At 70.6% G+C, this 26,040-nt stretch carries 21 protein-coding genes and 1 tRNA gene; 7 read left to right on the top strand and 15 right to left on the bottom strand.

Translation table 11 applies throughout. The features are described 5' to 3' along the window. Positions 1-54: 54 nt before the first annotated feature. Positions 55-231: a hypothetical protein gene (locus ACZ7KF_RS27925; RefSeq protein ID WP_225822454.1), complete on the top strand. Its 177-nt coding sequence runs from the start codon at positions 55-57 to the stop codon at positions 229-231. Between the two features lie 72 nt (positions 232-303). Here ACZ7KF_RS27925 and dnaE read toward each other — a convergent pair whose 3' ends face one another. Beyond that, positions 304-3,843, bottom strand: a complete 3,540-nt coding sequence (dnaE, locus tag ACZ7KF_RS27920) for a DNA polymerase III subunit alpha (RefSeq protein WP_471080576.1) — start codon at positions 3,841-3,843, stop codon at positions 304-306. A 205-nt stretch (positions 3,844-4,048) separates the two neighbouring features. Between dnaE and ACZ7KF_RS27915 the strand changes: the two genes are divergently transcribed. The 4 genes from ACZ7KF_RS27915 (at position 4,049) to ACZ7KF_RS27900 (ending at position 8,910) form a co-directional block, all read left to right on the top strand. Next, on the top strand, positions 4,049-5,374 hold the full coding sequence (locus ACZ7KF_RS27915; protein ID WP_471080573.1) for a DUF2252 domain-containing protein: 1,326 nt from the start codon (positions 4,049-4,051) through the stop codon (positions 5,372-5,374). 68 nt (positions 5,375-5,442) lie between these two features. Next, on the top strand, positions 5,443-6,123 hold the full coding sequence (locus ACZ7KF_RS27910) for a hypothetical protein (protein WP_471080571.1): 681 nt from the start codon (positions 5,443-5,445) through the stop codon (positions 6,121-6,123). A gap of 66 nt (positions 6,124-6,189) precedes the next feature. Further along, the gene (locus tag ACZ7KF_RS27905; protein ID WP_471080568.1) at positions 6,190-7,032 is read left to right on the top strand and encodes a thioredoxin domain-containing protein; all 843 of its coding nucleotides are present in this window, start codon (positions 6,190-6,192) and stop codon (positions 7,030-7,032) included. A 207-nt stretch (positions 7,033-7,239) separates the two neighbouring features. Further along, positions 7,240-8,910, top strand: coding sequence for an alkaline phosphatase D family protein (locus ACZ7KF_RS27900; protein ID WP_471080565.1), 1,671 nt, complete (start codon positions 7,240-7,242; stop codon positions 8,908-8,910). 21 nt (positions 8,911-8,931) lie between these two features. Here ACZ7KF_RS27900 and ACZ7KF_RS27895 read toward each other — a convergent pair whose 3' ends face one another. Continuing rightward, positions 8,932-9,501, bottom strand: a complete 570-nt coding sequence (locus ACZ7KF_RS27895; RefSeq protein ID WP_471080562.1) for a dienelactone hydrolase family protein — start codon at positions 9,499-9,501, stop codon at positions 8,932-8,934. A gap of 107 nt (positions 9,502-9,608) precedes the next feature. Between ACZ7KF_RS27895 and ACZ7KF_RS27890 the strand changes: the two genes are divergently transcribed. After that, positions 9,609-10,715 (top strand): mechanosensitive ion channel family protein, encoded by a 1,107-nt coding sequence (locus tag ACZ7KF_RS27890; RefSeq protein WP_471080559.1) that lies wholly within the window; start codon positions 9,609-9,611, stop codon positions 10,713-10,715. A gap of 134 nt (positions 10,716-10,849) precedes the next feature. Here the strand turns inward: ACZ7KF_RS27890 and ACZ7KF_RS27885 are convergent, their stop codons facing one another. The 5 genes from ACZ7KF_RS27885 to ACZ7KF_RS27865 all read right to left on the bottom strand — a co-directional run bounded on the left by ACZ7KF_RS27885 (position 10,850) and on the right by ACZ7KF_RS27865 (position 15,830). Then, positions 10,850-12,436, bottom strand: coding sequence for a Na+/H+ antiporter (locus ACZ7KF_RS27885; RefSeq protein WP_471080556.1), 1,587 nt, complete (start codon positions 12,434-12,436; stop codon positions 10,850-10,852). Positions 12,437-12,618: 182 nt separating this feature from the next. Continuing rightward, positions 12,619-13,086: a GNAT family N-acetyltransferase gene (locus ACZ7KF_RS27880; RefSeq protein WP_471080553.1), complete on the bottom strand. Its 468-nt coding sequence runs from the start codon at positions 13,084-13,086 to the stop codon at positions 12,619-12,621. Beyond that, positions 13,083-14,027 (bottom strand): RluA family pseudouridine synthase, encoded by a 945-nt coding sequence (locus ACZ7KF_RS27875; protein ID WP_225822442.1) that lies wholly within the window; start codon positions 14,025-14,027, stop codon positions 13,083-13,085. Before ACZ7KF_RS27875 ends, ACZ7KF_RS27880 begins: the two co-directional genes overlap by 4 nt. A gap of 113 nt (positions 14,028-14,140) precedes the next feature. Then, the gene (lspA, locus tag ACZ7KF_RS27870) at positions 14,141-14,776 is read right to left on the bottom strand and encodes a signal peptidase II (RefSeq protein WP_471080550.1); all 636 of its coding nucleotides are present in this window, start codon (positions 14,774-14,776) and stop codon (positions 14,141-14,143) included. 67 nt (positions 14,777-14,843) lie between these two features. After that, positions 14,844-15,830, bottom strand: a complete 987-nt coding sequence (locus tag ACZ7KF_RS27865) for a TraR/DksA C4-type zinc finger protein (protein ID WP_471080547.1) — start codon at positions 15,828-15,830, stop codon at positions 14,844-14,846. 606 nt (positions 15,831-16,436) lie between these two features. Between ACZ7KF_RS27865 and ileS the strand changes: the two genes are divergently transcribed. Continuing rightward, positions 16,437-19,580: an isoleucine--tRNA ligase gene (ileS, locus tag ACZ7KF_RS27860; RefSeq protein WP_471080544.1), complete on the top strand. Its 3,144-nt coding sequence runs from the start codon at positions 16,437-16,439 to the stop codon at positions 19,578-19,580. 80 nt (positions 19,581-19,660) lie between these two features. Here ileS and ACZ7KF_RS27855 read toward each other — a convergent pair. The 8 genes from ACZ7KF_RS27855 to ACZ7KF_RS27820 form a co-directional block, all read right to left on the bottom strand. After that, a tRNA-Ala gene (locus tag ACZ7KF_RS27855) sits at positions 19,661-19,735 on the bottom strand. Positions 19,736-19,943: 208 nt separating this feature from the next. Next, positions 19,944-21,083: a DivIVA domain-containing protein gene (locus ACZ7KF_RS27850; RefSeq protein ID WP_471080541.1), complete on the bottom strand. Its 1,140-nt coding sequence runs from the start codon at positions 21,081-21,083 to the stop codon at positions 19,944-19,946. 52 nt (positions 21,084-21,135) lie between these two features. Then, on the bottom strand, positions 21,136-21,426 hold the full coding sequence (locus ACZ7KF_RS27845; protein ID WP_225822437.1) for a YggT family protein: 291 nt from the start codon (positions 21,424-21,426) through the stop codon (positions 21,136-21,138). Positions 21,427-21,486: 60 nt separating this feature from the next. Further along, positions 21,487-22,128, bottom strand: coding sequence for a cell division protein SepF (locus tag ACZ7KF_RS27840; protein WP_471080538.1), 642 nt, complete (start codon positions 22,126-22,128; stop codon positions 21,487-21,489). A gap of 128 nt (positions 22,129-22,256) precedes the next feature. Continuing rightward, on the bottom strand, positions 22,257-22,976 hold the full coding sequence (locus ACZ7KF_RS27835) for a YggS family pyridoxal phosphate-dependent enzyme (protein WP_471080535.1): 720 nt from the start codon (positions 22,974-22,976) through the stop codon (positions 22,257-22,259). Between the two features lie 6 nt (positions 22,977-22,982). Next, positions 22,983-23,747 carry a peptidoglycan editing factor PgeF gene (gene pgeF, locus ACZ7KF_RS27830; RefSeq protein ID WP_471080532.1) on the bottom strand — a complete coding sequence of 255 codons (765 nt, stop codon included), beginning with the start codon at positions 23,745-23,747 and terminating at the stop codon, positions 22,983-22,985. Next, positions 23,744-24,955: a cell division protein FtsZ gene (ftsZ, locus tag ACZ7KF_RS27825; protein WP_471080529.1), complete on the bottom strand. Its 1,212-nt coding sequence runs from the start codon at positions 24,953-24,955 to the stop codon at positions 23,744-23,746. Before ftsZ ends, pgeF begins: the two co-directional genes overlap by 4 nt. A gap of 279 nt (positions 24,956-25,234) precedes the next feature. Then, the gene (locus tag ACZ7KF_RS27820; protein ID WP_471080526.1) at positions 25,235-26,026 is read right to left on the bottom strand and encodes a cell division protein FtsQ/DivIB; all 792 of its coding nucleotides are present in this window, start codon (positions 26,024-26,026) and stop codon (positions 25,235-25,237) included. Positions 26,027-26,040: the final 14 nt, after the last annotated feature.

The raw sequence follows: 26,040 nt of genomic DNA, 5'->3' as shown, positions 1-26,040 counted from the left end.
TGTGAATCTGAAGCCGGCCCTGGCCCCTAGATCCCCCACAGGAGGCAGATCACCATGGCCAAGAACAAGAACCGCAAGCAGGGTGGCCCGCAGAACCGCGCCTCGCAGGCCGAGCCGGCTCACGAGCACGCGCAGCGGCCGCAGGAGACGCAGGAGTCTCCCGTGTCGCACATCCAGGGCAGCCCCGCGGATGTTGCTCGCAAGAAGCAGAAGAGCTTCGGCCACAACTAAAGGGCAGTTGAAGCCCAGGCACGCAGGAGGGGCGCACCCGTGACGGGTGCGCCCCTTCGTGTCGCGGAGGCTTCAGCCGGCCAGGCAGGACGGGCCGAGGAGCACCTTCAGGTCGCCGAAGAGCGCCGGGTCGGGCTTGACCCGGTGGCGGTCCAGGCGGAGCACGGTGGTCTTGCGCGGGCCCTGGAGCCGGATGCGGACCTCGCTGTCGCCCTTGTGGTGGCTGAGGATCTCACCGAGGCGGCTGACCATCGGCGGGGTGACCTTCACGGTCGGGATGGTGAGGATCACCGGGGCGTTGGTGCCGGCGTTGGACAGGTCGGGGACCTGGAGTTCCATGGCGACGAGCCGGGGCACGTCCTCGCGCTTGTCGAGGCGGCCCTTGACGAACACCACCGCGTCCTCGACGAGTTGGGTCGACACCAGCTGGTAGGTGGCCGGGAAGAACATGCACTCGATGGAACCGGCGAGGTCCTCGACGGTGGCGATCGCCCAGGCGTTGCCCTGCTTGGTCATCTTGCGCTGCAGACCGGAGATGATGCCGCCGATGGTGACCACCGCGCCGTCGGCGTGCTCACCGCCGGTGAGCTGGGCGATGCCCGCGTCCGCCTTGTCGGACAGCACGTGCTCCAGACCGAAGAGGGGATGGTCGGAGACGTACAGGCCGAGCATCTCCCGCTCCTGGGCGAGCAGATAGGTCTTGTCCCACTCCTCGTCGGTGAACTGCACGTCGAGTCCGAAGCCGGGCTCGTCGCCGCTCTCCTCGCCCATCCCGCCGAAGAGGTCGAACTGCCCCTCGGCCTCCTTGCGCTTGACCGCGACCACGTTGTCGATCATCGGCTCGTACTGCGCGGTCAGCCCCTTGCGGGTGTGCCCCATGGTGTCGAAGGCGCCCGCCTTGATCAGCGACTCCGTGGTGCGCTTGTTGCACGCCACCGCCTCGACCTTGTCCAGGTAGTCGGGGAAGGAGAGGTACTTCCCCTTCGCCTTGCGGCTCTTGATGATCGACTCGACCACGTTGGTGCCGACGTTGCGGACCGCCTCGAGGCCGAAGAGGATCACGTCGTCACCCTGGGCGGCGAAGTTGTGCACCGACTCGTTCACGTTCGGCGGGAGCACCTTGATCCCCATGCGGCGGCACTCGTTGAGGTAGATCGCCGACTTGTCCTTGTCGTCCTTGACCGAGGTCAGCAGCGCGGCCATGTACTCGGCGGGGTAGTTCGCCTTCAGGTACGCCGTCCAGTACGACACCAGGCCGTAGGCGGCCGAGTGCGCCTTGTTGAACGCGTAGCCGGCGAACGGCACCAGCACGTCCCACAGCGCCTGGATCGCCTCGTCGCTGTAGCCCTTCTTGCGCGCGCCCGCCTGGAAGAGCACGAAGTTCTTCGCCAGCTCCTCCGGCTTCTTCTTGCCCATCACGCGCCGCAGGATGTCGGCCTCGCCGAGCGAGTAGCCCGCGATGATCTGGGCGGCCTTCTGCACCTGCTCCTGGTAGACGATCAGGCCGTAGGTGACGGCCAGGACCTCTTCCAGGGGCTCCTCCAGCTCCTTGTGGATCGGGGTGATCTCCTGGAGCTTGTTCTTGCGCAGCGCGTAGTTCGTGTGGGAGTCCATGCCCATCGGGCCCGGACGGTAGAGCGCGGAGACGGCGGAGATGTCCTCGAAGTTGTCCGGCTTCATCAGGCGCAGCAGGGAGCGCATGGGGCCGCCGTCGAACTGGAAGACGCCGAGGGTGTCACCGCGCTGGAGCAGTTCGAAGGTCTTCGGATCGTCGAGCGGGAGGCTCAGCAGATCGATGTCCACGCCCTTGTTGGACTTCACCATCTTGACGGCGTCGTCCATGATCGTCAGGTTGCGCAGACCCAGGAAGTCCATCTTCAGCAGGCCGAGCGACTCGCAGCTCGGGTAGTCCCACTGGGTGATGGTGACCCCGTCGGTGTGCCTGACCCACACCGGGACGTGCTCGGTGATGGTCTCGCTGGACATGATCACGCCGGCCGCGTGCACACCCATCTGCCGGACCAGGCCCTCGACGCCCTTGGCGGTGTCGATGACCTTCTTCACGTCCGGCTCGTTCTCGTACATCCCGCGGATCTCGCCGGCCTCGCTGTAGCGCGGGTGCGAGGGGTCGGTGATGCCGTTCAGGTCGATGCCCTTGCCGAGGACGTCGGCGGGCATCGCCTTGGTGAGCCGGTCGCCCATCGCGTACGGGTAGCCCAGCACGCGCGCGGAGTCCTTGATCGCGTTCTTGGCCTTGATCTTGCCGTAGGTGCCGATCATGGCGACCTTGTCGGCGCCGTACTTCTCCGTGACGTACCGGATCACCTCCACGCGCCGGCGCTCGTCGAAGTCGATGTCGACATCGGGCATGGAGACGCGCTCGGGGTTGAGGAACCGCTCGAAGATCAGGCCGTGCGGGATCGGGTCGAGGTCGGTGATGCCCATGGCGTAGGCGACGATCGAACCGGCCGCGGAGCCACGGCCGGGGCCCACCGCGATGCCGTTGTTCTTGGCCCACATGATGAAGTCGGCGACCACGAGGAAGTAGCCCGGGAACCCCATCTGGATGATGACGTCCATCTCGTAGTCGGCCTGCTTCTGGCGGTCCTCCGGGATGCCGCCGGGGAAGCGGCGCTCCATGCCGCGGCGGACCTCCTCCTTGAACCAGGTGACCTCGGTGTAGCCCTCGGGGATGTCGAACTTCGGCATGAGGTTCTTCGCCTCGAACATGCCCGTCGTGTCGACCATCTCGGCCACGAGCAGCGTGTTGGCGCAGCCCTCCTGCCAGGCGTCCGAGGAGTCGATGGCGTACATCTCCTCCGTGGACTTCAGGTAGTAGCCGGTGCCGTCGAACTTGAAGCGGTCGGGGTCGGAGAGGTTCTTGCCGGTCTGGATGCACAGCAGGGCGTCGTGGGCGCCCGCCTCGTGCGCGTAGGTGTAGTGCGAGTCGTTCGTGACCAGCGGGGGGATGCCGAGCTTCCTGCCGATCTCCAGCAGGCCGTCGCGGACCCGGCGCTCGATGTCGATGCCGTGGTCCATCAGCTCCAGGAAGTACTTGTCCTTGCCGAAGATGTCCTGGTAGTCGGCGGCCGCCTTCAGGGCCTCGTCGAAGTGGCCGAGGCGCAGCCGGGTCTGCACCTCGCCGGAGGGGCAGCCGGTGGAGGCGACGATGCCCTCGGACCACTGGGCGATGGTCTCCTTGTCCATCCGGGGCCACTTCTGCAGCCAGCCCTCGGCGTAGGCGTCGGAGGAGAGCCGGAAGAGGTTGTGCAGACCGGTCCGGTTCACCGCCCACATCGTCTTGTGGGTGTAACCACCGGAACCGGAGACGTCGTCCCGCTTCTGGTGCGGCTGGCCCCACAGGACCTTGCGCTTGTTGCGCCGGGACTCGGGGGCGACATACGCCTCGATCCCGATGATCGGGGTGACTCCGGCCTTCTTCGCGGAATGGAAGAAATCGTAGGCGCCGTGCAGGTTGCCGTGATCGGACATGGCGATGTGCGTCATGCCCATCTCATTGCAGGCGTTGAACATGTCCTTCAGCCGCGCGGCACCGTCCAGCAGCGAGTACTGGGTGTGGACGTGCAGGTGCGTGAAGGGCGGCTTCGACACGGTACGGGCTCCCGGGGAAACACTCGGCGACGGGCTGGCGGACAGTTCTGGGGTCAGCGTCGAAGTCTATGCCTCGGGACTGACACTCGGACGGCTCGTCCGCGTACCTTCACCAGCGAGGGTCGCGGGCACTCCCGCGCGCCCTCGTCCGTTGGAGACGGCAGAAACGCTGTCGTACAGGCAATGCACCAGGAGGCACCCCGCGATGTCGGTCCCCCAGCTCAACGACGAGCAGCGCGGCGAGGAGATCCTCGCCGTCTTCGACACCGCCTTCGGCCGGCTCCTGGCCGCCGACCCGGCCGCGTTCCGGGTGAAGTTCCGCAAGATGGCGGCCTCGGCCTTCGCGTTCTACCGGGGCACGGCGTGCCTCTTCTACCACGATCTCGACGCCGAGAAGCGCGGCGGCCCGTACCTGGACGACCGCACCTCGCGGGTGTGGATCCACGGCGACCTGCACGCGGAGAACTTCGGCACGTACATGGACTCCAACGGCCGCCTGGTCTTCAACGTCAACGACTTCGACGAGGCCTACGTCGGCCCGTTCACCTGGGACCTCAAGCGCTTCTCGGCGTCCATCGCGCTCGTCGGCTACGCGAAGGCGCTCAGCGACGCGCAGATCACCGAGCTGGTGACGGTCTACGCCGCGGCCTACCGCGAGCGCATCCACGCCCTGGCCACGGGTGCCAAGCGGGACGAGGTGCCGCCCTTCACCCTGGACACCGCGCAGGGTCCGCTCCTGGACGCGCTGCGTGACGCCCGCTCGCTGACCCGCTTCGAGCTGCTGGACTCGATGACCGAGATCCGTGACTTCGAGCGCCGCTTCGCCCCGGGCGGCGGCTCCATCGAGCTGGACGCGGCCACCCGCTACAAGGTCCTGGCGGCCTTCGACGGCTACCTGGAGACGCTGCCGGACTCCTCCCTGGCCCGCCCCGACTCGTACCGGGTGAAGGACGTCGTGGGCCGCCGGGGCATCGGCATCGGCTCGGCGGGCCTGCCGTCGTACAACATCCTTCTGGAGGGCCACAGCGACGCCCTGGAGAACGATGTCGTGATCTACATCAAGCAGGCCCAGACCCCGGCCGTCTCCCGGCACATCACGGATCCGGCCATCGCGGAGTACTTCCAGCACGAGGGCCACCGCACGGTGATCTCCCAGCGCGCCCTGCAGGCGCACGCCGACCCGTGGCTCGGCTGGACCGAGCTGGACGGCTCCGGCCAGCTGGTCGCCGAGGTCTCGCCGTACGCGGTCGACCTGGACTGGGGCGACATCGACGACCCGGAGGAGATCGCGGCCGTCGTCGCCGACCTCGGCCGGGCCACCGCCACGATGCACGCGGCGGCGGACGACACCTCCGGCGAGTCCCTGGTGCCGTTCTCCACCGAGCGGGCCATCGACGCGGCGCTCGCGGCCGACGAGGACGGCTTCGCGCCCCTGCTGGTGGACTTCGCGCACGACTACGGCGCACGCGCGCGTGCGGACCACCAGATCTTCGTCGACCTGTTCCGCAACGGCCGGATTCCGGGGCTGTAGTCCCGGCGGATTCACAGGCACCCTTTAGGGGTCCCTTACGCGCGTACGTGACACACTCTTCTCTCGCTATGGACATCACCGGGACTCAGCTCAGAGCCGTGCGCGCGGCGCTGTTCACGGCCTTCGTCGTGACGCTCAGCACCGCGTCGCACGTGCTGCTGTCCCGTACTCCGCTGCCGCTGGCGACCGTGAGCGCGGTCGCCGGCGGGGTGTTCGTCACCGCGTACGCGCTGGCGGGCCGCGAGCGCGGCTTCGGCCGGATCGCGGCTCTGCTGATCCCGCTGGAGCTGGCCGCCGACACGGTGTTCACCACCGGTCAGCACGCCTGTTACGGCCGGGCGGGCGGCCCGGTCGCGGGTCCGCTGCGCGCGGTCGGCCTGGACGTGCTGTGCGAGGGCTCGGTGGGCACCCCGCTCGCCCAGGTGACCGGCGGTCCCGAGCGTGCCGGGGTGCTCCTCGCGCACGCCAGCCCGGCCGCCGCCTGGCTGCTGCTCGCGGCGCACATCGGCGTGGGCCTGCTGGCCGCCGCCTGGCTGCGCCGGGGCGAGCGGGCGCTGACCCAGCTGCTGCGCGCGGTGGCCGCCACCACCTTCCGGCCGCTGCTGCTCGCGGTGGCCGCGGTCGCCGTACGGCCGCTCCCGGTCCGCCGGCTGCCGCGCCCGGCCCCGCGCCGCGCCGCCGCCCGCGACCGGCTCCTCGTGCACTCCCTGGGACGGCGGGGACCACCGTGCTCACCGGCATGCGCCTGAGCACGGACAGTCCCCCTTACGTATCCCGCGTACGACGTGTGCGCGTCCCCCATGGAGATCACCACGATGAGCAAGCGGAACAGCCAGGCGGCGAAGACGGCGGCCCGGGAGCGGCTGCGCGAGGAGCGCGAGCGGCAGGCCAGGCGTGACAAGGCCAAGAGGCAGGTCGTCGTGGCCGCCTCGGTGGTGGCCGTGCTCGCCGCGGCGGGCGGCATCGGCTACGCCGTCGTCCAGATGAACAAGCCGGGCTACTGGGAAGAGCTGAAGGACGCCAAGGTCACCGCTCCGGCCCACACCACCGGCGCCAAGGGCACCACCGTCGTCATCGGCAAGGACACCGCCAAGAAGACCCTGAAGGTCTACGAGGACCCCCGCTGCCCGGTCTGCGCCTCGTTCGAGCAGACGGTCGGCGCGACGGTGAAGAAGGACCTCGACGCCGGCAAGTTCAAGATCCAGTTCGTCGGCGGCACGTTCCTGGACGGCGACGCGCTGGGCAAGGGCCAGATCGGCTCGCGCGGCGAGGGCTCGAAGAACGCCATGAGCGCGTTGGGCGCCGCGCTGAACGTCAGCCCCCAGGCGTTCCTCGACTACAAGACCGCGCTCTACTCCGCGAAGTTCCACCCGGACGAGACCGACGACAAGCTGAAGAACGACGACTACCTCATCAAGATCGCGAACACCGTCCCCGCGCTGAAGAACAACGCCACCTTCCGGAACGCGGTGAAGAAGGGCACGTACGACGCCTGGGCTCTCGCCATGTCGAAGGACTTCGACACCAACAAGGACGGCGTGAACGGCACTCCGAGCCTGGTCATGGACGGCAAGAAGCTCACCGCGGGCAGCCAGGGCAACGCGCCCATGACGGTCGCGGACTTCAACACCGCCCTCGACGCGGCGCTCAAGGGATAGCCGGGCCGCGCTCCGGTCGCCTCTCCGGACGGGAGGCGACCGGAGCGCCACGACGCACGGCGCCACCCCGTCCGGCGAGGCCGGACGCGGACGGGCGCCGCGGACACGGCCGTCCGGACCGGAGCCGGATGGCCCGCGGCTGAAGGGAGGGCGAACTTTTCCGGGTTCGCCCGCCCCGGCGCGTACCGATCAGTAACCTGATCGACCGTGACCAGTCGATACAGATCGTCGGAGGCCGCCCGCGGCCTCGACTCGCTTTCCCCTCGCCGCCGTACGGTCGTCAAGGCCGCGGCGGCGACCGCTGTCCTCGCCGGACCGCTGGCCGCCGCGCTGCCGGCCCGCGCCGCCACGGACGCCCCCGCCTTCCTGCACGGTGTCGCCTCCGGCGACCCGCTGCCCGACGGCGTGCTGCTGTGGACCCGGGTGACCCCGGCCCCGGAGGCGATACCGGGTTCCGGGCTCGGCCCGGACACCGAGGTCAGCTGGGTCGTGGCCCGGGACAAGGCGCTCACCGCCGTCGTCGCCAAGGGCTCCACCACCGCGACGGCCGCCTCCGACCACACCGTGAAGGCCGACATCCGCGGCCTGGAACCGGCCACCGACTACTGGTTCCGCTTCTCGGCCGGCGGCACCGACTCCCCGGTGGCGCGCACCCGCACCGCGCCGGCGGCGAACGCGGACGTGTCCTCCCTGCGCTTCGGCGTGGTCTCCTGCGCCAACTGGGAGGCCGGCTGGTTCTCCGCCTACCGCCATCTCGCCGCCCGCAACGACCTGGACGCCTGGCTGCACCTCGGCGACTACATCTACGAGTACAAGTCCGGCGAGTACGGGACCCGGGGCAAGGTCGTCCGCCCGCACGCGCCGGCCAACGAGATCCTCACCCTCGCCGACTACCGCATCCGGCACGCCAGGTACAAGACCGACCCCGACCTCCAGGCCCTGCACCTGAAGGCACCGGTCGTCGCGATCTGGGACGACCACGAGTTCGCGGACAACGCCTGGTCGGGCGGCGCGGTCAACCACACCGAGGGCGCCGAGGGCACCTGGACGTCCCGTCAGGCCGCCGCCAAGCAGGCCTACTTCGAGTGGATGCCGGTCCGCCCGGCCCTCGCCGGCACCACCTACCGGCGGCTGCGCTTCGGCAAGCTCGCCGACCTGTCCCTGCTGGACCTGCGTTCCTTCCGCTCCCAGCAGGCGTCCACGGCGAGCGGCTCGGTGGACGACCCGGACCGCACGCTGACCGGGCGCGCCCAGCTCGACTGGCTGAAGGCCGGCCTGCAGGCCTCCGACACCAGGTGGCGGCTGGTCGGCAACTCGGTGATGATCTCGCCGTTCTCCTTCGGCTCCCTCTCCGCCGACCTGTTCAAGCCGCTCGCCAAGCTGCTCGGGCTGCCGCAGGAGGGCATCGCCGCCAACACCGACCAGTGGGACGGCTACACCGACGACCGCCGCGAACTGCTGGCCCACCTGCGCTCCCACGCCATCGGCAACACCGTCTTCCTGACCGGTGACATCCACATGGCGTGGGCCAACGACGTGCCGGTGGACGCGGGCACCTACCCCCTGTCGGCGTCGGCGGCCACCGAGTTCGTGGTGACCTCGGTGACCTCCGACAACCTGGACGACATCGTGAAGGTGCCCGAGGGCACCGTCTCCGCGATCGCCTCCCCGGTCATCAAGGCCGCCAACCGGCACGTCCACTGGGTGGACACCGACCGGCACGGCTACGGCGTACTGGACATCACCGCCGACCGCGCGCAGATGGACTACTACGTCCTGTCCGACCGCACCGACCCGGACGCCGCCTCCAGCTGGGCGCGCTCCTACCGCACCCGCAGCGGCACGCAGAAGATCGAGCGGACCTACGACCCGGTCTGACGCCCGCGGTCCGGCCGCCCGCTACAGGCTGTCGAGGAAGCCGAGCGCCACCCGCCAGGTGGCCTCGGCCGCCTCGGCGTCGTAGTCCGGCAGCTCGGGGTCGGTGTACAGGTGCCCGGCCCCGGCGTACCGGTAGACCTCCACGTCGGCCCCCGCCCGGCCCATCTGCAGATACCAGGCGCTCAGCCAGTCGTCCGTCTCGAACGGGTCCGGCTCGGCCACGTGCAGCTGCACCGGCAGCTCGTCCACGTGCGCGTTCGGCGCGATGTCCGACGTGCCGTGCAGGAGCAGCAGTCCGCGCGCCTTGTCGTCGCCGAGGGCGAGGGTCTGGGCGACGGAGGCGCCGAGCGAGAACCCGGCGTACACCAGCCCCCGGTCCGAATAGGGAGCCGCCGCCAGCACGGCCCGCTTCAGCAGCTCCTCCTTGCCGACGGTCTCCTTGAACTCCATGCCCTCCTCGACGGTGTCGAAGGTGCGCCCCTCGAAGAGGTCCGGCGTCCACACCTCGTGGCCGGCCGCGCGCAGCCGGTCCGCGGCCTCGCGCACCGCGGGCCTGAGCCCGTAGGTCGAGTGAAAGAGCATGATGTTCATGAGGCCATGGTGCCAGCCGCCCTGCCGGGGGCCGCAGCGCGGCCGTACCCTGCACGTCTCGAAAGTCACATGTTCATGCCCCGCCGAAGCTGGTTACGTTCGGAGACATGGAGACCGTACTCCGACCCGTGATCGTGGTCGGCAGCTCCGTGGTCCTGACCGTTCTCATCGGCTGGGCCACGGACGTGCTGCTACGCAAGGCCGACGCCCGCCACAGCGAGACCCAGCTGTGGGGCCTGCTGAGGCGTGGCCGCGTCCCGTACCAGATGGTGCTGTGCGCGGCCCTGCTCAGAGGCTCCTACGACCAGGCAGAACTGCTCCAGGAGCACCGCGTCGGCGTCGGCCGGACGCTGACCCTCGTGCTCATCGGTGCCGCGGCCTGGCTGGTGATCCGGATCGCGGCGGCCGTGGTCGAGACGACGTACAGCCGCTACGCCCGTGCCCACCACGACGCCGCCCGGGTCCGTCGCGTGCGCACCCAGGTGACGCTGATCATGCGGGTGGTGGCGGCGACCGTCGCCGTGGTCGCCGTCGCCGCGATGCTGCTGACGTTCCCGGCGATGCGCGCGGCCGGCGCGTCCCTGCTGGCCTCCGCCGGAGTCCTCGGCATCGTGGCCGGTGTCGCGGCCCAGTCCACGCTGTCGAACATGTTCGCCGGGCTGCAGATCGCCTTCGGCGACATGGTCCGGATCGGGGACACCGTCGTCGTGGACGGCGAGTGGGGCACGGTCGAGGAGATCACCCTGACCTTTCTGACGGTACGGACCTGGGACGAGCGCCGGATCACCATGCCGGTGTCGTACTTCACCTCCAAACCCTTCGAGAACTGGTCCCGCGGCACCCCGCAGATGACCGGGATCGTCTACTGGCACCTCGACCACAGCGCCCCCGTGGAGGCGATGCGCGAGAGGCTGCGGGACATCCTGCGCGCGTGCCCCGCCTGGGACGGCCGCGCGTGCAGTCTGCAGGTCACGGACTCCACGCCGAACACCGTCCAGGTGCGCGCGCTGGTGACGGCGAAGGACGCGGACGACATCTGGACGGTGCGGGTCACCGTCCGGGAGCAGATGATCACCTGGCTGTCCATGGAGCACCCCTACGCGTTGCCGCGGGTGAACACCTCGGAGGCGGTGCTCCCGCCGCACCAGGTGCCCTCCCCCGACGGGGCCTCCCTCCGCAGGGCCTACGAGTTCCCGCGCACCGGCCGGGGCTGACCGGGGCGGGGCCGGCCGGCCGGCGCGAGGGCTCGGCGACATCTCCCGGTACACCGGCGCGGCCGGTGGAGGTGTCGCCGATGAACCTCGCGCGCCGGCTGTCGTTCACGCCCGGGTGATCATCGAGACGCCGCTCACCGCAGACTGCGCACGTCGAGATGGCGCAGCACCCGGTCCACGATCTCCGGATCCGCACCGGGCTCGCTGCGCGCCGCCAGCACCTCGTGCCGCGCCGCGCTGAGCATCTCCGCCTGGATGCGCCGCACCCGCTTCAGCCGCTTGACGCGCTGCCGCTGCGCCTCGCGCCGCTCCTCGTCCCCCATGTCCGGGCTGATCCGGATCCCGATGTCGAAGGCCCGACGCAGCATCTGCTCGGACAGTTCCTCGGGCAGGTCCTCCACCTGTTCGATCTCCCGCAGCCGGCGCTTGGCCGCCTTCGCGGCCCGCACCGCCAGCTCCTTCTCGAACTCCTTCTCCCGTTCGGAGTCGGCCCGCACCCCGAGCCGCTTCACCAGCCACGGCAGCGTCAGCCCCTGGAGCACCAGCGTGACGACGATCACCCCGAAGGCGATGAAGATGATCTCGTTCCGGTCGGGGAACGCGGAGCCGTCACCGGTCTTGAGCGGCACGGCGAGCGCCAGCGCCACCGAGGCCACCCCGCGCATCCCGGACCACCACATGACGACGGTCTCCCGCCAGCTCACCGGGATCTCCTCGTCGTAGTCCCGGCGGGCGTGCAGCCGCTTGGTCAGCCAGGTCGCCGGCAGCAGCCACAGCAGTCGTACGACGATCACCACGCCCACGACGGCGGCGGCCCAGCCGAGCATCTCGCCCCACCGGCCCTGGGCCGTGCGGATGGCGTTGTGCAGCTCCAGGCCGATGAGCCCGAAGGCGACGCCCGTGACGAGGGTGTCGATGATGTCCCAGAAGGTGTGCCCGGCCAGCCGGGTCATCACGTCGTCGGCGTCGGCGGCGTACTCGGCGAGGAAGAGTGCCGTGGTGAGCACGGCGAGCACGCCGGATCCGTGCAGCTTCTCCGCGAGCACGTAGGAGGCGTACGGCACCAGCAGGGTCATGCCGATCTGGAGGGTCGGATCACCGAGCAGGTCCATCAGCCTGTTCGCGCCCCAGCCCAGCACCAGGCCCACGGCCACCGCGACGACGGCGGACAGCACGAGGTCGAGCCCGGCCCGCCAGGGCGAGAACGTGCCGCTCACGGCGGCGGCGATCGCCACGTGGTATAGCACGATGGCCGTGACGTCGTTGAAGAGACCCTCGCCCTCCAGGATGGACACCAGGCGGCGCGGCAGTCCCAGTCGTCCGGCGACGCTGGTCGCGGCGACCGGGTCGGGCGGGGCGATCAGGGCGCCCAGCGCGACGGCGGCGGCGATCGGCAGGCCGGGCACGATCGCGCTGGCGACGAACGCCACGCACACCGTCGTCACGAACACCAGGGCGACGGCCAGCAGGAAGATCGGGCGGATGTTGGCCGTGAACTGCCGCCAGGAGGTCCGGCGGACGGCCGCGTAGAGCAGCGGCGGCAGCAGGGCCGGCAGGATCAGCTCCGGCGGGATGTTCACGTTCGGCACGAAGTCGGCCACCGCCAGCACCCCGCCGAACAGGGTCATCAGCACCGGCGCCGGCACCTCGAGCCGGTCCCCCAGCGGGACGCTCACCAGGGCCCCGAGCAGCAGGACGAACAACAGGACCAACTGATCCACGGACGGCGCTCCGGGGGGTCGACGATCACACGGCAGACCTCAAGCCTGCCACGGCGCCGAGCCACGGCCGTCCCGACGCCACGCGGCCCCCGCGGTCCCGGCGCGGGCCGCGCGCCGCACCCGGGCGGCCCCGGGCCCGGCGTCGGTCCGCACCGGTCCGCCGGGGGAGGCGACCGCCTCGGCTACAGGGCCCGGCGCATCGCCCGGTGCGGTATGCCGGCGTCGGGGAACTCCGGGCCGTACGCCGTGTAGCCCAGCCGCTCGTAGAAGCCCAGGGCGTGGGTCTGGGCGTGCAGGTCCACCGCCGTGAGGCCGCGCGCGCGTGCCGCGTCCTCGATGACGCGCACCAGGGCGGCGCCGACGCCGAGCCCGCGCGCCTCCCGGGAGACGGCGAGCCGCCCCAGGGAGCCGACCGCGGGGTCCCCGCCGGTCTTCGCGGCCGCCGCCTCGCCGTACAGCAGCCGGCCGGTGCCCAGCGGCGTGCCGTCCTCGCGGACCGCCAGCACATGCACGGCCACGGCGTCGTGGGCGTCGTACTCGATGTCCTCGTCGACGCCCTGCTCGACCACGAAGACCTCCTTGCGGACCGCGAAGCAGGCCTCGCGGTCGGCGGGGTCCTCGGCGACCCGGACCGAGCAGGACGGGCTCACGCCCAAGTCTCCTCCCGGACCTGGTCGAGGGCCTTCTCCAGGTCCTCGGGGTAGCCGCTCTCGAACTCCACCCAGCCGCCGTCCCCCGGGTGCTCGAAACCGAGGCGTACGGCGTGCAGCCACTGCCGGGTCAGGCCCAGCCGCTTGGCGAGGGTGGGGTCGGCGCCGTAGGTGAGGTCGCCGACGCAGGGGTGGCGGTGCGCGGACATGTGGACGCGGATCTGGTGGGTGCGGCCGGTCTCCAGCTTCACGTCCAGCAGGGAGGCGGCGCGGAACGCCTCGACGAGGTCGTAGTGGGTCACGGACGGCTTGCCGTCGGCCGTGACCGCCCACTTGTAGTCGTGGTTCGGGTGGCGGCCGATCGGGGCGTCGATCGTGCCGCTCGTCGGGTCAGGGTGGCCCTGGACCAGTGTGTGGTAGCGCTTGTCGACCGTGCGCTCCTTGAACTGGCGCTTGAGCGACGTGTACGCGTACTCCGACTTGGCGACCACCATCAGGCCCGAGGTGCCGACGTCCAGGCGGTGCACGATGCCCTGGCGCTCGGCGGCGCCGGAGGTGGAGATCCGGTACCCCGCGGCGGCGAGGCCACCGATGACGGTCGGGCCGGACCAGCCCGGCGAGGGGTGCGCGGCCACGCCGACCGGCTTGACGATCACGACCACGTCGTCGTCGTCGTGCACGATCTCCATGCCCTCGACCGGCTCGGCGACCACCTGCACCGGCGCGGGCGCCTGCGGCATCTCGACCTCCAGCCAGGCGCCGCCGCGCACCCGCTCGGACTTGCCGACCACCGCGCCGTCGACCTGGACCTTGCCGGCCGCGGCCAGCTCCGCGGCCTTCGTGCGGGAGAAGCCGAACATGCGGGAGATGGCGGCGTCGACGCGCTCGCCCTCCAGGCCGTCGGGCACGGGCAGGGTACGGATCTCGGGAATCGTGCTCACCCGTCGAGTATGCCGGACGGGCGCGGGCCCACCGAACGGGCCTGTGGACAACCGCCCCGCGACCGCCCTGCCGTACGGTCCCCGCCGTACCGGTCCCCGCGGACCGTACGGCCTCAGTCCTTGTGGACCGTGCCGTCGGGGTCCAGGCCGCGGAAGGACAGCAGCACGATCAGGATGCCGCCGCACACGATGGCGGAGTCGGCGAGGTTGAACACCGCGAAGCCCTTGGGCGCGATGAAGTCCACCACTTCGCCCTCGAAGACCCCCGGCGCCCGGAAGATCCGGTCGGTGAGGTTGCCGAGCGCGCCGCCGAGCAGCAGGCCGAGCGCGACCGCCCAGGGGAAGCTGTACAGCTTGCGGGCCAGGCGGATGATCACCACGATCACGGCCGCGGCGATCAGCGTGAAGATCACCGTGAAGGCGGCGCCGAACCCGAAGGCCGCCCCGGGATTGCGGATCGCGTGCAGCTCCAGCAGGTCCCCGACGACCCGGATCGGCGCGTGCCCCTCCAGCCGGGACACGACGAGCATCTTGCTGACCAGGTCGAGGGCGTAGGCGAACGCGGCCACCGCGAACAGCACGGCGATCCGGCGACCGCGGCCGGTCCGCCGCGCCGCCGAAGTCCGCCGCTCGCCCGCGCCGGCCTCCCCGGACGCACCGGAGCCGGCGGCCGTCGCGGCCGCCACCGTCTGTTCGCCGCCGCCGTCCGGGGTGTCCGGCGTACCGATGATGCGCTCCGCCTCTGCCACGTGAGTCCCTCAACCTAGGTGCCTGACTGAGGACGAGACTACGGCACGCCTCTGCGGGCCCCCATGCTCAGGAGCGGCGTTCCTGCTTCTGCTTGCACTCCACGCACAGGGTGGCCCTCGGGAACGCCTGCATACGGGCCTTTCCGATGGGGTTGCCGCAGTTCTCGCACAGGCCGTAGGTGCCCGCGTCCAGCCGTTCCAGGGCGCGCTCGGACTGGGTGAGCATCTCGCGCGCGTTGGCGGCCAGCGCCAGCTCGTGCTCGCGCGTGATGTTCTTGGTGCCGGTGTCGGCCTGGTCGTCGCCGGCGCCGTCCCCCGAGTCCCGCATCAGACCGACGAGGGACTCCTCGGACGAGCTGATCTCCTCCCGCAGCCGTGTCAGCTCGGACTGGAGCTCCGTGCGGGCCTCGGCGACCTCTTCCGGGGTCCAGGGGTCCTCGCCGGGGCGCACCGCCAGCTCGCCGGGCTCCGCCGCGGCGGCCCGAGCCTTGGGAACGGCGGACTGGTCCGCCGTGGCCGTGCCAGGAGTCTTCTTCGCAACCACCGTCGTGGCTCCCGTCTGCTTCGCGGCCCGCGCCGCGCCCGCTTTCTTGGCCGTGCTCTTCCCGGCCGCCTCCGTCACCGCGGCCCTGTCGGCAGCGGCTCCCGCGGGGGCCGTCTTCTGTGCGACGGTCTTCTTCGCGGCCGTCTCCTTCGTGACCCCCTCCTTCGTGACCCCCTCCTTGGCGGCCGACCGTCCGGCGGCCGGCTCCTTCGCGGCCGTCCGCTTCACGGCCGGCTCCTTCGCGGCCGTCTGCTTCACGGCCTTCTGCTTCACGGCCTTCTGCGAGGCGGCCGGCTTCCTGGCGGCCGTTCGGGCCGCGGGCTTGCCGGCCGTCACCTCGGCCGCCGTCCGCTCGCCGGCCGTCCCGGTGACGGCCGGCTTCTCGACCGCCGAGTGGTTGGCGGCCTTCTTCCTGGCGGCCGGCGTCTCCGGGGCCGTCTTCTCGGTGGCAGGCCTCGCGCCGGTCTTCCCGGTCGCCGGCTGCTGTACGGCGGTCTTCTTCGCCACCATGGCCGCGGCCCCTTCACATACTGTGATCTCGCTCGCGAATCGGTGCTGGGACGATAAATCGACTTGAGTCCCGCGGCAACGGGGCACACCGCCCGAATCGCTCGCCCGTGCCCCCCGAGCCACGGGCCTGCATCCGTTGTGCCCAGCTCCCCGACGGGTAATCCGCCGGGCCCCTCGCGCCCGGACCGCACCGGCCACGGCCTCGCCATTCGGGTCACGGGGCCCGGCCCCGGGGCCCGCGCGGCCACCCCGGGGAAAACGGGTCCGCCGCTGTCCGTGCGGCGCCGTACACTGGGCGGAGCGAGAAGCGTGGATGGGGACGAGTAGCGGCGTACGCAGCCCAGAGCGACCCGGGGACGGTGTGAGCCCGGGGGCGAGCGCGACGTGAAGATCACCCCGGAGCCGCCGGAGGAAAGCCGCAGCCGCGAGGCGACGGCCGGTAGAACCGGCTTCGCGACCCCAATGAGGGGGCTCACCGGCGCGTACGGCGCGGCGGAGGGCCAAGGAGGGTGGTACCGCGGGAGCGCGCCGCACACGGCGTAGACAGGAACGAAGGCTCTCGTCCCTCCGACGGAAGGCAGCAAGTCCGTTGGAGGATGCTCGCAGATGACAGCGCCGACGTACCGCCAGGTGCCCGCACAGGTCGACCTGCCCGCTCTTGAGCACGCCGTGCTCGACTTCTGGCGCGAGCAGAAGATCTTCGCCAAGAGCCTGGAACAGTCCGAGGGCCGCCCGGAGTGGGTGTTCTACGAGGGCCCGCCCACCGCGAACGGCATGCCGGGCGCCCATCACATCGAGGCGCGCGTCTTCAAGGACGTCTTCCCCCGCTTCCGCACCATGCGCGGCCACCACGTGGCCCGCAAGGCCGGCTGGGACTGCCACGGCCTGCCCGTCGAGCTGGCCGTCGAGAAGGAGCTGGGCTTCTCCGGCAAGCAGGACATCGAGGCGTACGGCATCGCCGAGTTCAACGCCAAGTGCCGCGAGTCCGTCACCCGGCACACCGACGCCTTCTCCGAGCTGACGACCCGCATGGGTTACTGGGTCGACCTGGACGACGCCTACCGGACCATGGACCCCGAGTACGTGGAGTCGGTCTGGTGGTCGCTGAAGGAGATCTTCAACAAGGACCTGCTCGTCCAGGACCACCGCGTCGCCCCCTGGTGCCCGCGCTGCGGCACCGGCCTGTCCGACCACGAGCTGGCGCAGGGCTACGAGACGGTCGTCGACCCGTCCGTCTACGTCCGCTTCCCGCTCACCTCCGGTCCGCTCGCCGGCCAGGCCGCGCTCCTGGTGTGGACGACGACCCCCTGGACCCTGGTGTCCAACACGGCCGTCGCCGCCCACCCCGAGGTGACCTACGTCGTCGCCACCGACGGCGAGGAGAAGCTCGTCGTCGCCGAGCCGCTCGTCGCCAAGGCGCTCGGCGAGGGCTGGGAGACCACGGGGCAGTCCTTCACCGGCGCCGAGATGGAGCGCTGGACGTACCAGCGGCCGTTCGAGCTGGTGGAGTTCCCGGAGCCGGCGCACTACGTGGTCAACGCCGAGTACGTCACCACCGAGGACGGTACGGGTCTGGTCCACCAGTCCCCCGCCTTCGGTGAGGACGACCTCAAGGTCTGCCGCTCCTACGGCCTGCCCGTGGTGAACCCGGTCCGCCCCGACGGCACCTTCGAGGAGGACGTCCCGCTGGTCGGCGGCATCTTCTTCAAGAAGGCCGACGAAAAGCTCACCGAGGACCTCTCGCAGCGCGGCCTCCTCTTCAAGCACCTGCCGTACGAACACAGCTACCCGCACTGCTGGCGCTGCCACACCGCGCTGCTCTACTACGCGCAGCCCTCCTGGTACATCCGTACGACGGCCGTCAAGGACCGCCTCGTCCAGGAGAACGAGAAGACCAACTGGTTCCCGGAGACGGTCAAGCACGGCCGCTTCGGCGACTGGCTCAACAACAACATCGACTGGGCGCTGTCCCGCAACCGCTACTGGGGCACCCCGCTGCCGATCTGGCGCTGCGAGGACGACCACCTCACCTGCGTCGGCTCCCGCGCGGAGCTGACCGAGCTGACCGGCACGGACCAGTCGGCCCTCGACCCGCACCGCCCGTACATCGACGCGGTCACCTTCGCCTGCCGCCACGACGGCTGCGGGAAGACGGCCACGCGCGTGCCCGAGGTCATCGACGCCTGGTACGACTCGGGTTCGATGCCGTTCGCGCAGTGGGGCTACCCGCACAAGAACAAGGAGCTGTTCGAGAGCCGGTACCCGGCGCAGTTCATCTCCGAGGCGATCGACCAGACCCGCGGCTGGTTCTACACGCTGATGGCCGTCGGCACGCTCGTCTTCGACAAGTCGTCGTACGAGAACGTCGTCTGCCTGGGCCACATCCTGGCCGAGGACGGCCGCAAGATGTCCAAGCACCTGGGCAACACCCTGGACCCGGTCCCGCTGATGGACCAGCACGGCGCGGACGCGGTGCGCTGGTTCATGGCGGCCGGCGGCTCCCCCTGGGCCGCACGCCGGGTCGGCCACGGCACCATCCAGGAGGTCGTCCGCAAGACGCTGCTGACGTACTGGAACACGGTCGCCTTCCAGGCGCTGTACGCCCGTACGTCGCACTGGGCGCCGTCCGCGGCGGACCCGGCCCCGGCCGAGCGCCCGGTGCTGGACCGCTGGCTGCTGTCCGAACTGCACGCGCTCACCGACCAGGTGACGCAGGCGCTGGAGGCGTACGACACCCAGCGCGCCGGCAAGCTGCTGTCCTCGTTCGTCGACGACCTGTCCAACTGGTACGTCCGCCGCTCGCGCCGCCGCTTCTGGCAGGGCGACAAGGCCGCGCTGCGCACGCTGCACGAGGTGCTGGAGACGGTCACCAAGCTGATGGCGCCGATCACCCCGTTCATCACCGAGCGGGTGTGGCAGGACCTGATCGTCCCGGTGGCCCCGGGTGCCCCCGAGTCCGTGCACCTGGCCGCCTGGCCGGAGGCGGACCTGTCGGCGATCGACCCCGAGCTGTCGCGGCAGATGGTCCTGGTCCGCCGGCTGGTGGAGCTGGGCCGCGCCACGCGCGCGGAGTCGGGCGTCAAGACCCGTCAGCCGCTGTCCCGGGCGCTGATCGCGGCCACCGGGTTCGAGTCGCTGGACCGTGAGCTGCACACGCAGATCACCGAGGAGCTGAACGTCGAGGGGCTGGCGTCGCTCAGCAAGGTCGGCGGCAGCCTGGTCGACACGACCGCGAAGGCCAACTTCCGGGCGCTCGGCAAGCGGTTCGGCAAGCGCGTCCAGGACGTGGCGAAGGCCGTCGCGGGCGCCGACGCCGCTGCCCTCTCCCTCGCCCTGCGCGAGGGCACGGCGTCCGTGGAGGTCGACGGGGAGACCGTCACCCTCGCCCCGGACGAGGTGATCATCACGGAGACCCCGCGTGAGGGCTGGTCGGTGGCCTCCGACTCCGGTGCCACGGTGGCCCTGGACCTGGAGATCACGGAGGAGCTTCGGCAGGCGGGCCTGGCCCGGGACGCGATCCGGCTGATCCAGGAGGCCCGGAAGAACAGCGGCCTCGACGTCGCCGACCGGATCGCCCTGCGCTGGACCTCCACGGACCCGGCGGTGGTCGCGGCCCTCGCCGAGCACACCGGGCTGATCGCCGACGAGGTCCTGGCGACCGACTTCGCCCAGGGCGAGGCGGACGACACGTTCGGCGAGCCCTTCGCCGACGAGGGTCTGTCGCTCACGTTCCGCCTGCGCAAGGCGTAACCGCCGGACGACCGAAGGCCCGGCCCCTCTGTGACAGAGGGGCCGGGCCTTCGGCGTCACGGACGAACGACCGGGTGCGCCGGGGCGGGCCGGATTCGAACCGGCGTCCTCCTAGATGCCATCGAGGCGCGACGACCGTCTGCGCTACGCGCCCCGGCGCACGGAGAACGTTACAGGGGCCGATCATCGGAAGCTCGTCCCTTCCGATGGGCGCCGGGTCGGGAGACCAGCGCGCGCGGTTCCCCGCGCCCCTGACGTACGTCCGCGCAACCCGCGTAAAAAGGGCGGGCCCCCGGACCGAAGTCCGGGGGCCCGCCCTGGTGACGCTGCCGACGCCGTTGTCGTACTGGTCTCAGTGACCTGTCAGTTGTCGTCCTCGTCGATCAGGAACCCGCGCATCGGCGAGGGAGCCTGGCCCATCGGGGACGGGCCCTGCGGACGGACCGGAGCCATGGGCTGGGTCATGGCCGGGGTCATCTGCTGCTGACCGCCGTACGACGGGGCGGACGGAGCGGACGAGCCGCCCATCGTCTGGTTGCCGCCGTAGGACGGGGCGCTCGCGCCGGCCGGAGCCATGGAGGGCGCCGGGGACGGCGGCAGCGAGGCGGTGGCCGGGGTGCGCGGCGGGGCCAGGGAGTCGTCGGCCTGGGTCTCCAGCTGACGCAGCTGCGACTCCAGGTACGACTTCAGGCGCGTGCGGTACTCGCGCTCGAAGCCGCGCAGGTCCTCGACCTTGCGCTCCAGCGTGGCGCGCGCGGACTCCAGGGAGCCCATGGCGACACGGTGCTTCTCCTGCGCGTCCCGCTCCAGGGCGTCGGCCTTGGCACGGGCGTCACGCTCCAGACCCTCGGCGCGGCTGCGGGCCTCGCCGACGATCTTGTTGGCCTCGGAACGGGCCTCGGCGATCGCCTGGTCGGCGGTCTGCTGGGCCAGCGAGAGGACACGGGCGGCGCTGTCGCCACCGGGACCCTGACCGGGGCCGCCCATCGGACCGCCCATGGGGCCGCCCATCGGACCGCCCATCTGCTGCTGCATGGGCGGCTGTCCGCCCATCGGGCCCTGACCCATCGGACCCTGACCCATCGGACCCTGGCCCATCGGACCGGGACCCTGAGGGCCGCCCTGACCGCCGGGACCGGCGGGCAGCTGCGGGGCACCGCTCGGCAGCTGGGGCGGACCACCCATGGGGCCACCCATCTGCTGCTGCGGCGGGCCCGATATGCCGGCGGGTACCGGAGCGCCGGGACCTCGCATGCCCTGCTGCTGGGGGTGCTGTTGCTGCTGCTCCTGCTCCGGAGGCTTGCGCATGTTCTGCTGGTTCTGCGCGGCGGCACGGGTCGCCGCGGCCAGCTTGGCCCGCAGGTCCTCGTTCTCGCGGAGCAGACGGGTCAGTTCGGCTTCGACCTCGTCGAGGAAGGCATCGACCTCGTCCTCGTCATAGCCTTCTCGGAGGCGGACGGTCGTGAACTGCTTGTTCCGCACGTCCTCGGGGGTCAACGGCATCTCTTCACCTCAACGTAGTCATCGGCAGTCGGCAAGACCGGATCGTCCACCCTCATCTCACGAAGCTGTGCGCGACGGAGATGAGAATGTAGACGATGATCATCAGTACGAAGAAGGACAGGTCGAGCGCCACGCCCCCGAGACGCAGCGGCGGGATGAACCGCCGCAGAAGCTTCAGCGGTGGATCGGTGACAGTGTAGGTGGCCTCCAGTACGACCACCATCGCCTTGCCGGGTTGCCACGAGCGGGCGAACTGGAACACGTAATCCATGACGAGCCGGAAGATGAGCACGACGAGGAACACCATCAGCGCGATGTAGATCACCTGCGCGAACACGCTCATGGCTTGTGGTTCCCTCTCCCCTGTCCAGTGCTCTTCCGTGCTGCTGTCCGGTCGTGTGTCTCAGCTCTGGTTGAAGAACCCGCCCTCTGCGATGCGGGCCTTGTCCTCCGCCGTGACATCGACGTTAGCAGGAGACAACAGGAACACCTTCTGCGTCACCCGCTCGATGCTGCCGTGAAGACCAAACACCAAACCGGCCGCAAAGTCGACAAGTCGCTTCGCATCTGTGTCATCCATCTCAGTCAGATTCATGATCACCGGGGTGCCCTCACGGAAGTGTTCCCCGATGGTACGGGCCTCGTTGTAGGTCCGGGGGTGAAGCGTGGTGATCCGGTACGGCTCTCGTTCGGACACGACCTTGGGCATGATCACCGGTGCGTTCTTCTCCAGGGACTGGCGTTCTTGTGTGATGGATGCCACGGGCGCGATGCGCGCCGGACGTCCGGATTCCGCGGCGAGCGAAGCCGCACGAGCCACCGGCTCGCGAGGCGCGGGCGGTTGCACGATTCGCACCTCTTCGTCCCTTTGGGACTGATGTGCGCCGTGCGACTGGTGTGACGACTCGTGCCGTCGGTGGTCCCGCTCCGGCTCCGGGTCCAGTTCGGGCTCGAAGTCGTCGTCGGGGTCGAATCCGCGGCCGTCGTACCCATCGTCCTCCACGAGGCCGAGGTAGACCGCCATCTTGCGCATCGCGCCGGCCATGCTCTGAGTCCTCCGCTCTGTGGTGGATCGACTGACGACTGCCAAATGCCCGCGATCCACGTGGTCGTTGTGCCCGGCTTGGCGGACACTGACCATATTTTCTGCTGTGGTCCGACTTCTTGGCGACGTTACCCGAGCCTCGGGCGGACTCCGAGTACCGCCGTACCGACGCGCACATGTGTCGCTCCGGCCGCCACGGCCTGTTCGAGGTCCGCACTCATCCCTGCCGACACCATGGTTGCAGTCGGATGGGCGCGGCGCAGGTCAGTCGACAAATCCATGAGGTGCCCGAACGCCGCCTGTTCACGCCCCGCGTACTCGCCGGTGAGCGGGGCGACGGTCATCAGCCCGTCGAGCCGCAGCCCCGGCGCCTCGGCGACGAGGTCGGCCAACTCTTCGATTCCGGCCGGGGCCACACCCCCGCGGTCACCCCTGCCGCCCGCCCCGGCGTCGAGCGCGACCTGGAGGAGACAGCCCACCTCGCGCTCCGCCCGCACCGCCTCCTTCGACAGCGCGGCGACGAGCCGGGATCGGTCGACGGACTGCACGACATCGGCATAACCGACCACGGAACGGACCTTATTGGTCTGCAACTGGCCGACAAAATGCCATTTCAGAGGCAGATCCGCACAGGCGGCGGCCTTGGGGGCCGCGTCCTGGTCGCGGTTCTCGGCGACATGGCGCACACCGAGTTCCGACAGGATCCGCACATCGCTCGCCGGGTAGGTCTTGGTGACCACGATGAGGGTCACCTCCTCCCGCTTGCGGCCGGCCGCCACGCACGCGGCGGTGATGCGCTCCTCCACCTTGGCCAGGTTTGCGGCGAGTTCGCTCTTACGGTCCGTCATGCCCCATCAGTCCAACCACACATAGCCCGCGAGCCGCCCGGTGGTGCGGTCGCGGCGGTACGAGAAGTGGTCGCCCGACTCCAGCGTGCACACCGGCGACTGCGCCCGGTCGTGCACCCCGAGCCGGTCGAGCTGCGCGTGCACGCCGGCACTCACGTCGACCGCCGGCGTGCCCCAGCTCGTTTCAGCGTGCGCCGCCGGCTCGACCGCCGCCACCTCGGCGCGCATCGTCTCCGGCACCTCGTAGCACCGGCCGCAGACGGCCGGCCCGGTCCGGGCGACGATCCGGCCCGGCTCCGCACCGAGTTCGACCATGGCCCGTACGGCGGCGGGGACGACTCCCTTGACCATGCCGGGCCGGCCCGCGTGGGCCGCGGCGGCGATTCCGGCGACCGGGTCGGCGAGCAGGACCGGCACGCAGTCGGCCGTGAGGACGGCCAGGCCGAGTCCGCGCCGGGCGGTGACGATCGCGTCGACCTCCGGCACCGGATTCCCCCCCTCGCTGCTTCGCTCGAGCGGGGGGACCCCCATGCCCCACGGCCCGTCCACCACGGCGACGTCGGCGCCGTGCACCTGGTTCATCCAGACGACCAGGTCCGGGTCCAGGCCGAGCGACTTGGCGGCCAGCTCCCGGTTGCCGCGCACCGCCTCGGGCGCGTCGCCCACCGCTCCGCCGAGGTTCAGCTCCTCATACGGAGCGGCGCTCACCCCGCCCCACCGGTCGGTGAAGGCGAAGTGCGCGCCGCTCACGCTCTCGCGCCGTCCTATCACTTGAGGAAGTCCGGAACGTCCAGTTCCTCGGCCGCGCTGTCCGCGTAGGAGGGCCGCGGCGCCGGGGGGACGGGCGGGGCGACCGGGATGTCGGCCACCGGCTCGGGCGCCGGCTCCGGCTCCTCCTTCGGCTTGACGCTGCCCAGCGAGCCGAAGGACGGACGGCTGGGCTCGCTCGGCCGGGCCGGGGCGGGCTCCTCGCGGCGGCCGGCGGCCGGCGCGGAGGCGGAACCGAGGACGTTGTCCCGGCGGGCCGGCGGCTGACCGCCGTCGAAGCCGGCCGCGATCACGGTGACACGGACCTCGTCGCCGAGGGCGTCGTCGATGACCGCGCCGAAGATGATGTTGGCCTCGGGGTGGGCGGCCTCGCTGACCAGCTGGGCGGCCTCGTTGATCTCGAACAGGCCGAGGTCGGAGCCGCCGGAGATGGAGAGCAGCACGCCCCGGGCGCCGTCGATGGACGCCTCCAGGAGCGGCGAGGAGATCGCCATCTCGGCCGCGGCCACCGCGCGGTCGTCGCCGCGGGCCGAGCCGATGCCCATGAGGGCGGAACCGGCCTCGGACATGACCGACTTGACGTCGGCGAAGTCCAGGTTGATCAGACCGGGGGTGGTGATGAGGTCGGTGATGCCCTGAACGCCGGAGAGCAGGACCTGGTCGGCGGACTTGAAGGCGTCCAGGACCGAGACCTGGCGGTCCGAGATGGACAGCAGCCGGTCGTTGGGGATGACGATGAGGGTGTCGACCTCTTCGCGCAGTTCGGCGATGCCGTCCTCGGCCTGGTTCGCGCGGCGCCGTCCCTCGAAGGTGAACGGGCGCGTGACCACGCCGATGGTGAGGGCGCCGAGCGAGCGCGCGATGTTGGCCACGACGGGCGCGCCGCCGGTGCCGGTGCCGCCGCCTTCGCCGGCCGTCACGAAGACCATGTCGGCCCCCTTGAGGACCTCCTCGATCTCCTCGCGGTGGTCCTCGGCGGCCTTGCGGCCGACGGCCGGGTTGGCTCCGGCGCCGAGTCCGCGGGTGAGTTCGCGGCCCACGTCGAGCTTGACGTCGGCGTCGCTCATCAACAGCGCCTGTGCGTCGGTGTTGATGGCGATGAACTCGACACCCTTGAGACCGACCTCGATCATCCGGTTGATGGCATTGACACCACCGCCGCCGACACCGATGACCTTGATGACTGCGAGGTAGTTCTGCGGTGCTGCCACGTCGAAGGCCTCTCGCCTCGAATTACGTTGTCGCCACCGCGCGGTGCCCCGCGCCGGGACGACAGATGCCGAATGGGACGGTCCGTAGCGCCGACCCGAACCCTAACCTTGAAGTTTAGGGTTACCAGTGTGTCTGTTCCCTGGAGTCTTCTGAACAGGACACTAAGTCGACAAGTGGCGCCCGTTCAACGAACACGCCGAACCTCCCGTTTTTCTTTTCACCCTATGTGATCAGCCATAGCGGTGCCCAACCAGGGTGCTGGCCTGCGCTGATGTGCGTCAACTCCCCGATGACGCCGGGGCGGTGGGGACGCTGACGTCGAAGTACCGCGCGTCGGGAGCTGCTTTCATGAGAGCCGTGAGGGCCCGTGCCTTGGCGCGGCCGTTCTCGCCGCTGCCCCATGCCACCGTGCGGCCGTCGCCCAGTCGCAGCGAGATGGCGTCGTAGGAACGGACTCGCACGGTCCGGGTGCTCTGCGCGACGGCGGCGGGCAGGTCGCCGGCGACCCGGACGGCCTCCCGGACCAGCCGGCCGGTGCCGAAGCGCCGGAGGCTCGCGGCACCCGAACCGGTCCGGGAGGCGGACAACTCCAGCGTCGGAACCCCTTCGGGCGCCTGCGGAACCGTTGCGAACCGGACACCGTCGTCGTCGACTTCGACGAAGTCCCCGCCCGTGCGGACGAGCAGAACCGGAGTACGCTCGCTCACTTTCAGTCCGATTCCATGCGGCCAGGAACGCACCACATCCACGGTGTCAATTCGGGGCAATTTCCGTCGAAGTCGAGCTTCGATGGCCTCCGTGTCGACGGAGATCATCGGGTCCCCGACGGGCACGTCCGCCGCCTCGCGGACCTCGGCGGGGGTCAGCACGAGCGTGCCCGACACCGAGACATGCCGGACGCGCAGCCACGCGGAGCCGTACAACACCCAGGCGGAACCGGCTCCGAGGAGCACGAGAAGAGCCAGGATGACGATCGTACGAAGCCGCAGCCTTCCGAACCTGCGGACGGGCGGCGGGCCGGACGACTCCTGCTGGCGTTCACCGCGCTCGGCGGTAGTCGGTCCGGCCACGCTCACTACCCTTT

It is taken from the genome of Streptomyces sp. NPDC038200, assembly GCF_055600785.1.
The sequence above is the reverse complement of the archived record's forward strand: the minus strand, read 5'-3'. Positions and strand labels throughout refer to the sequence as shown.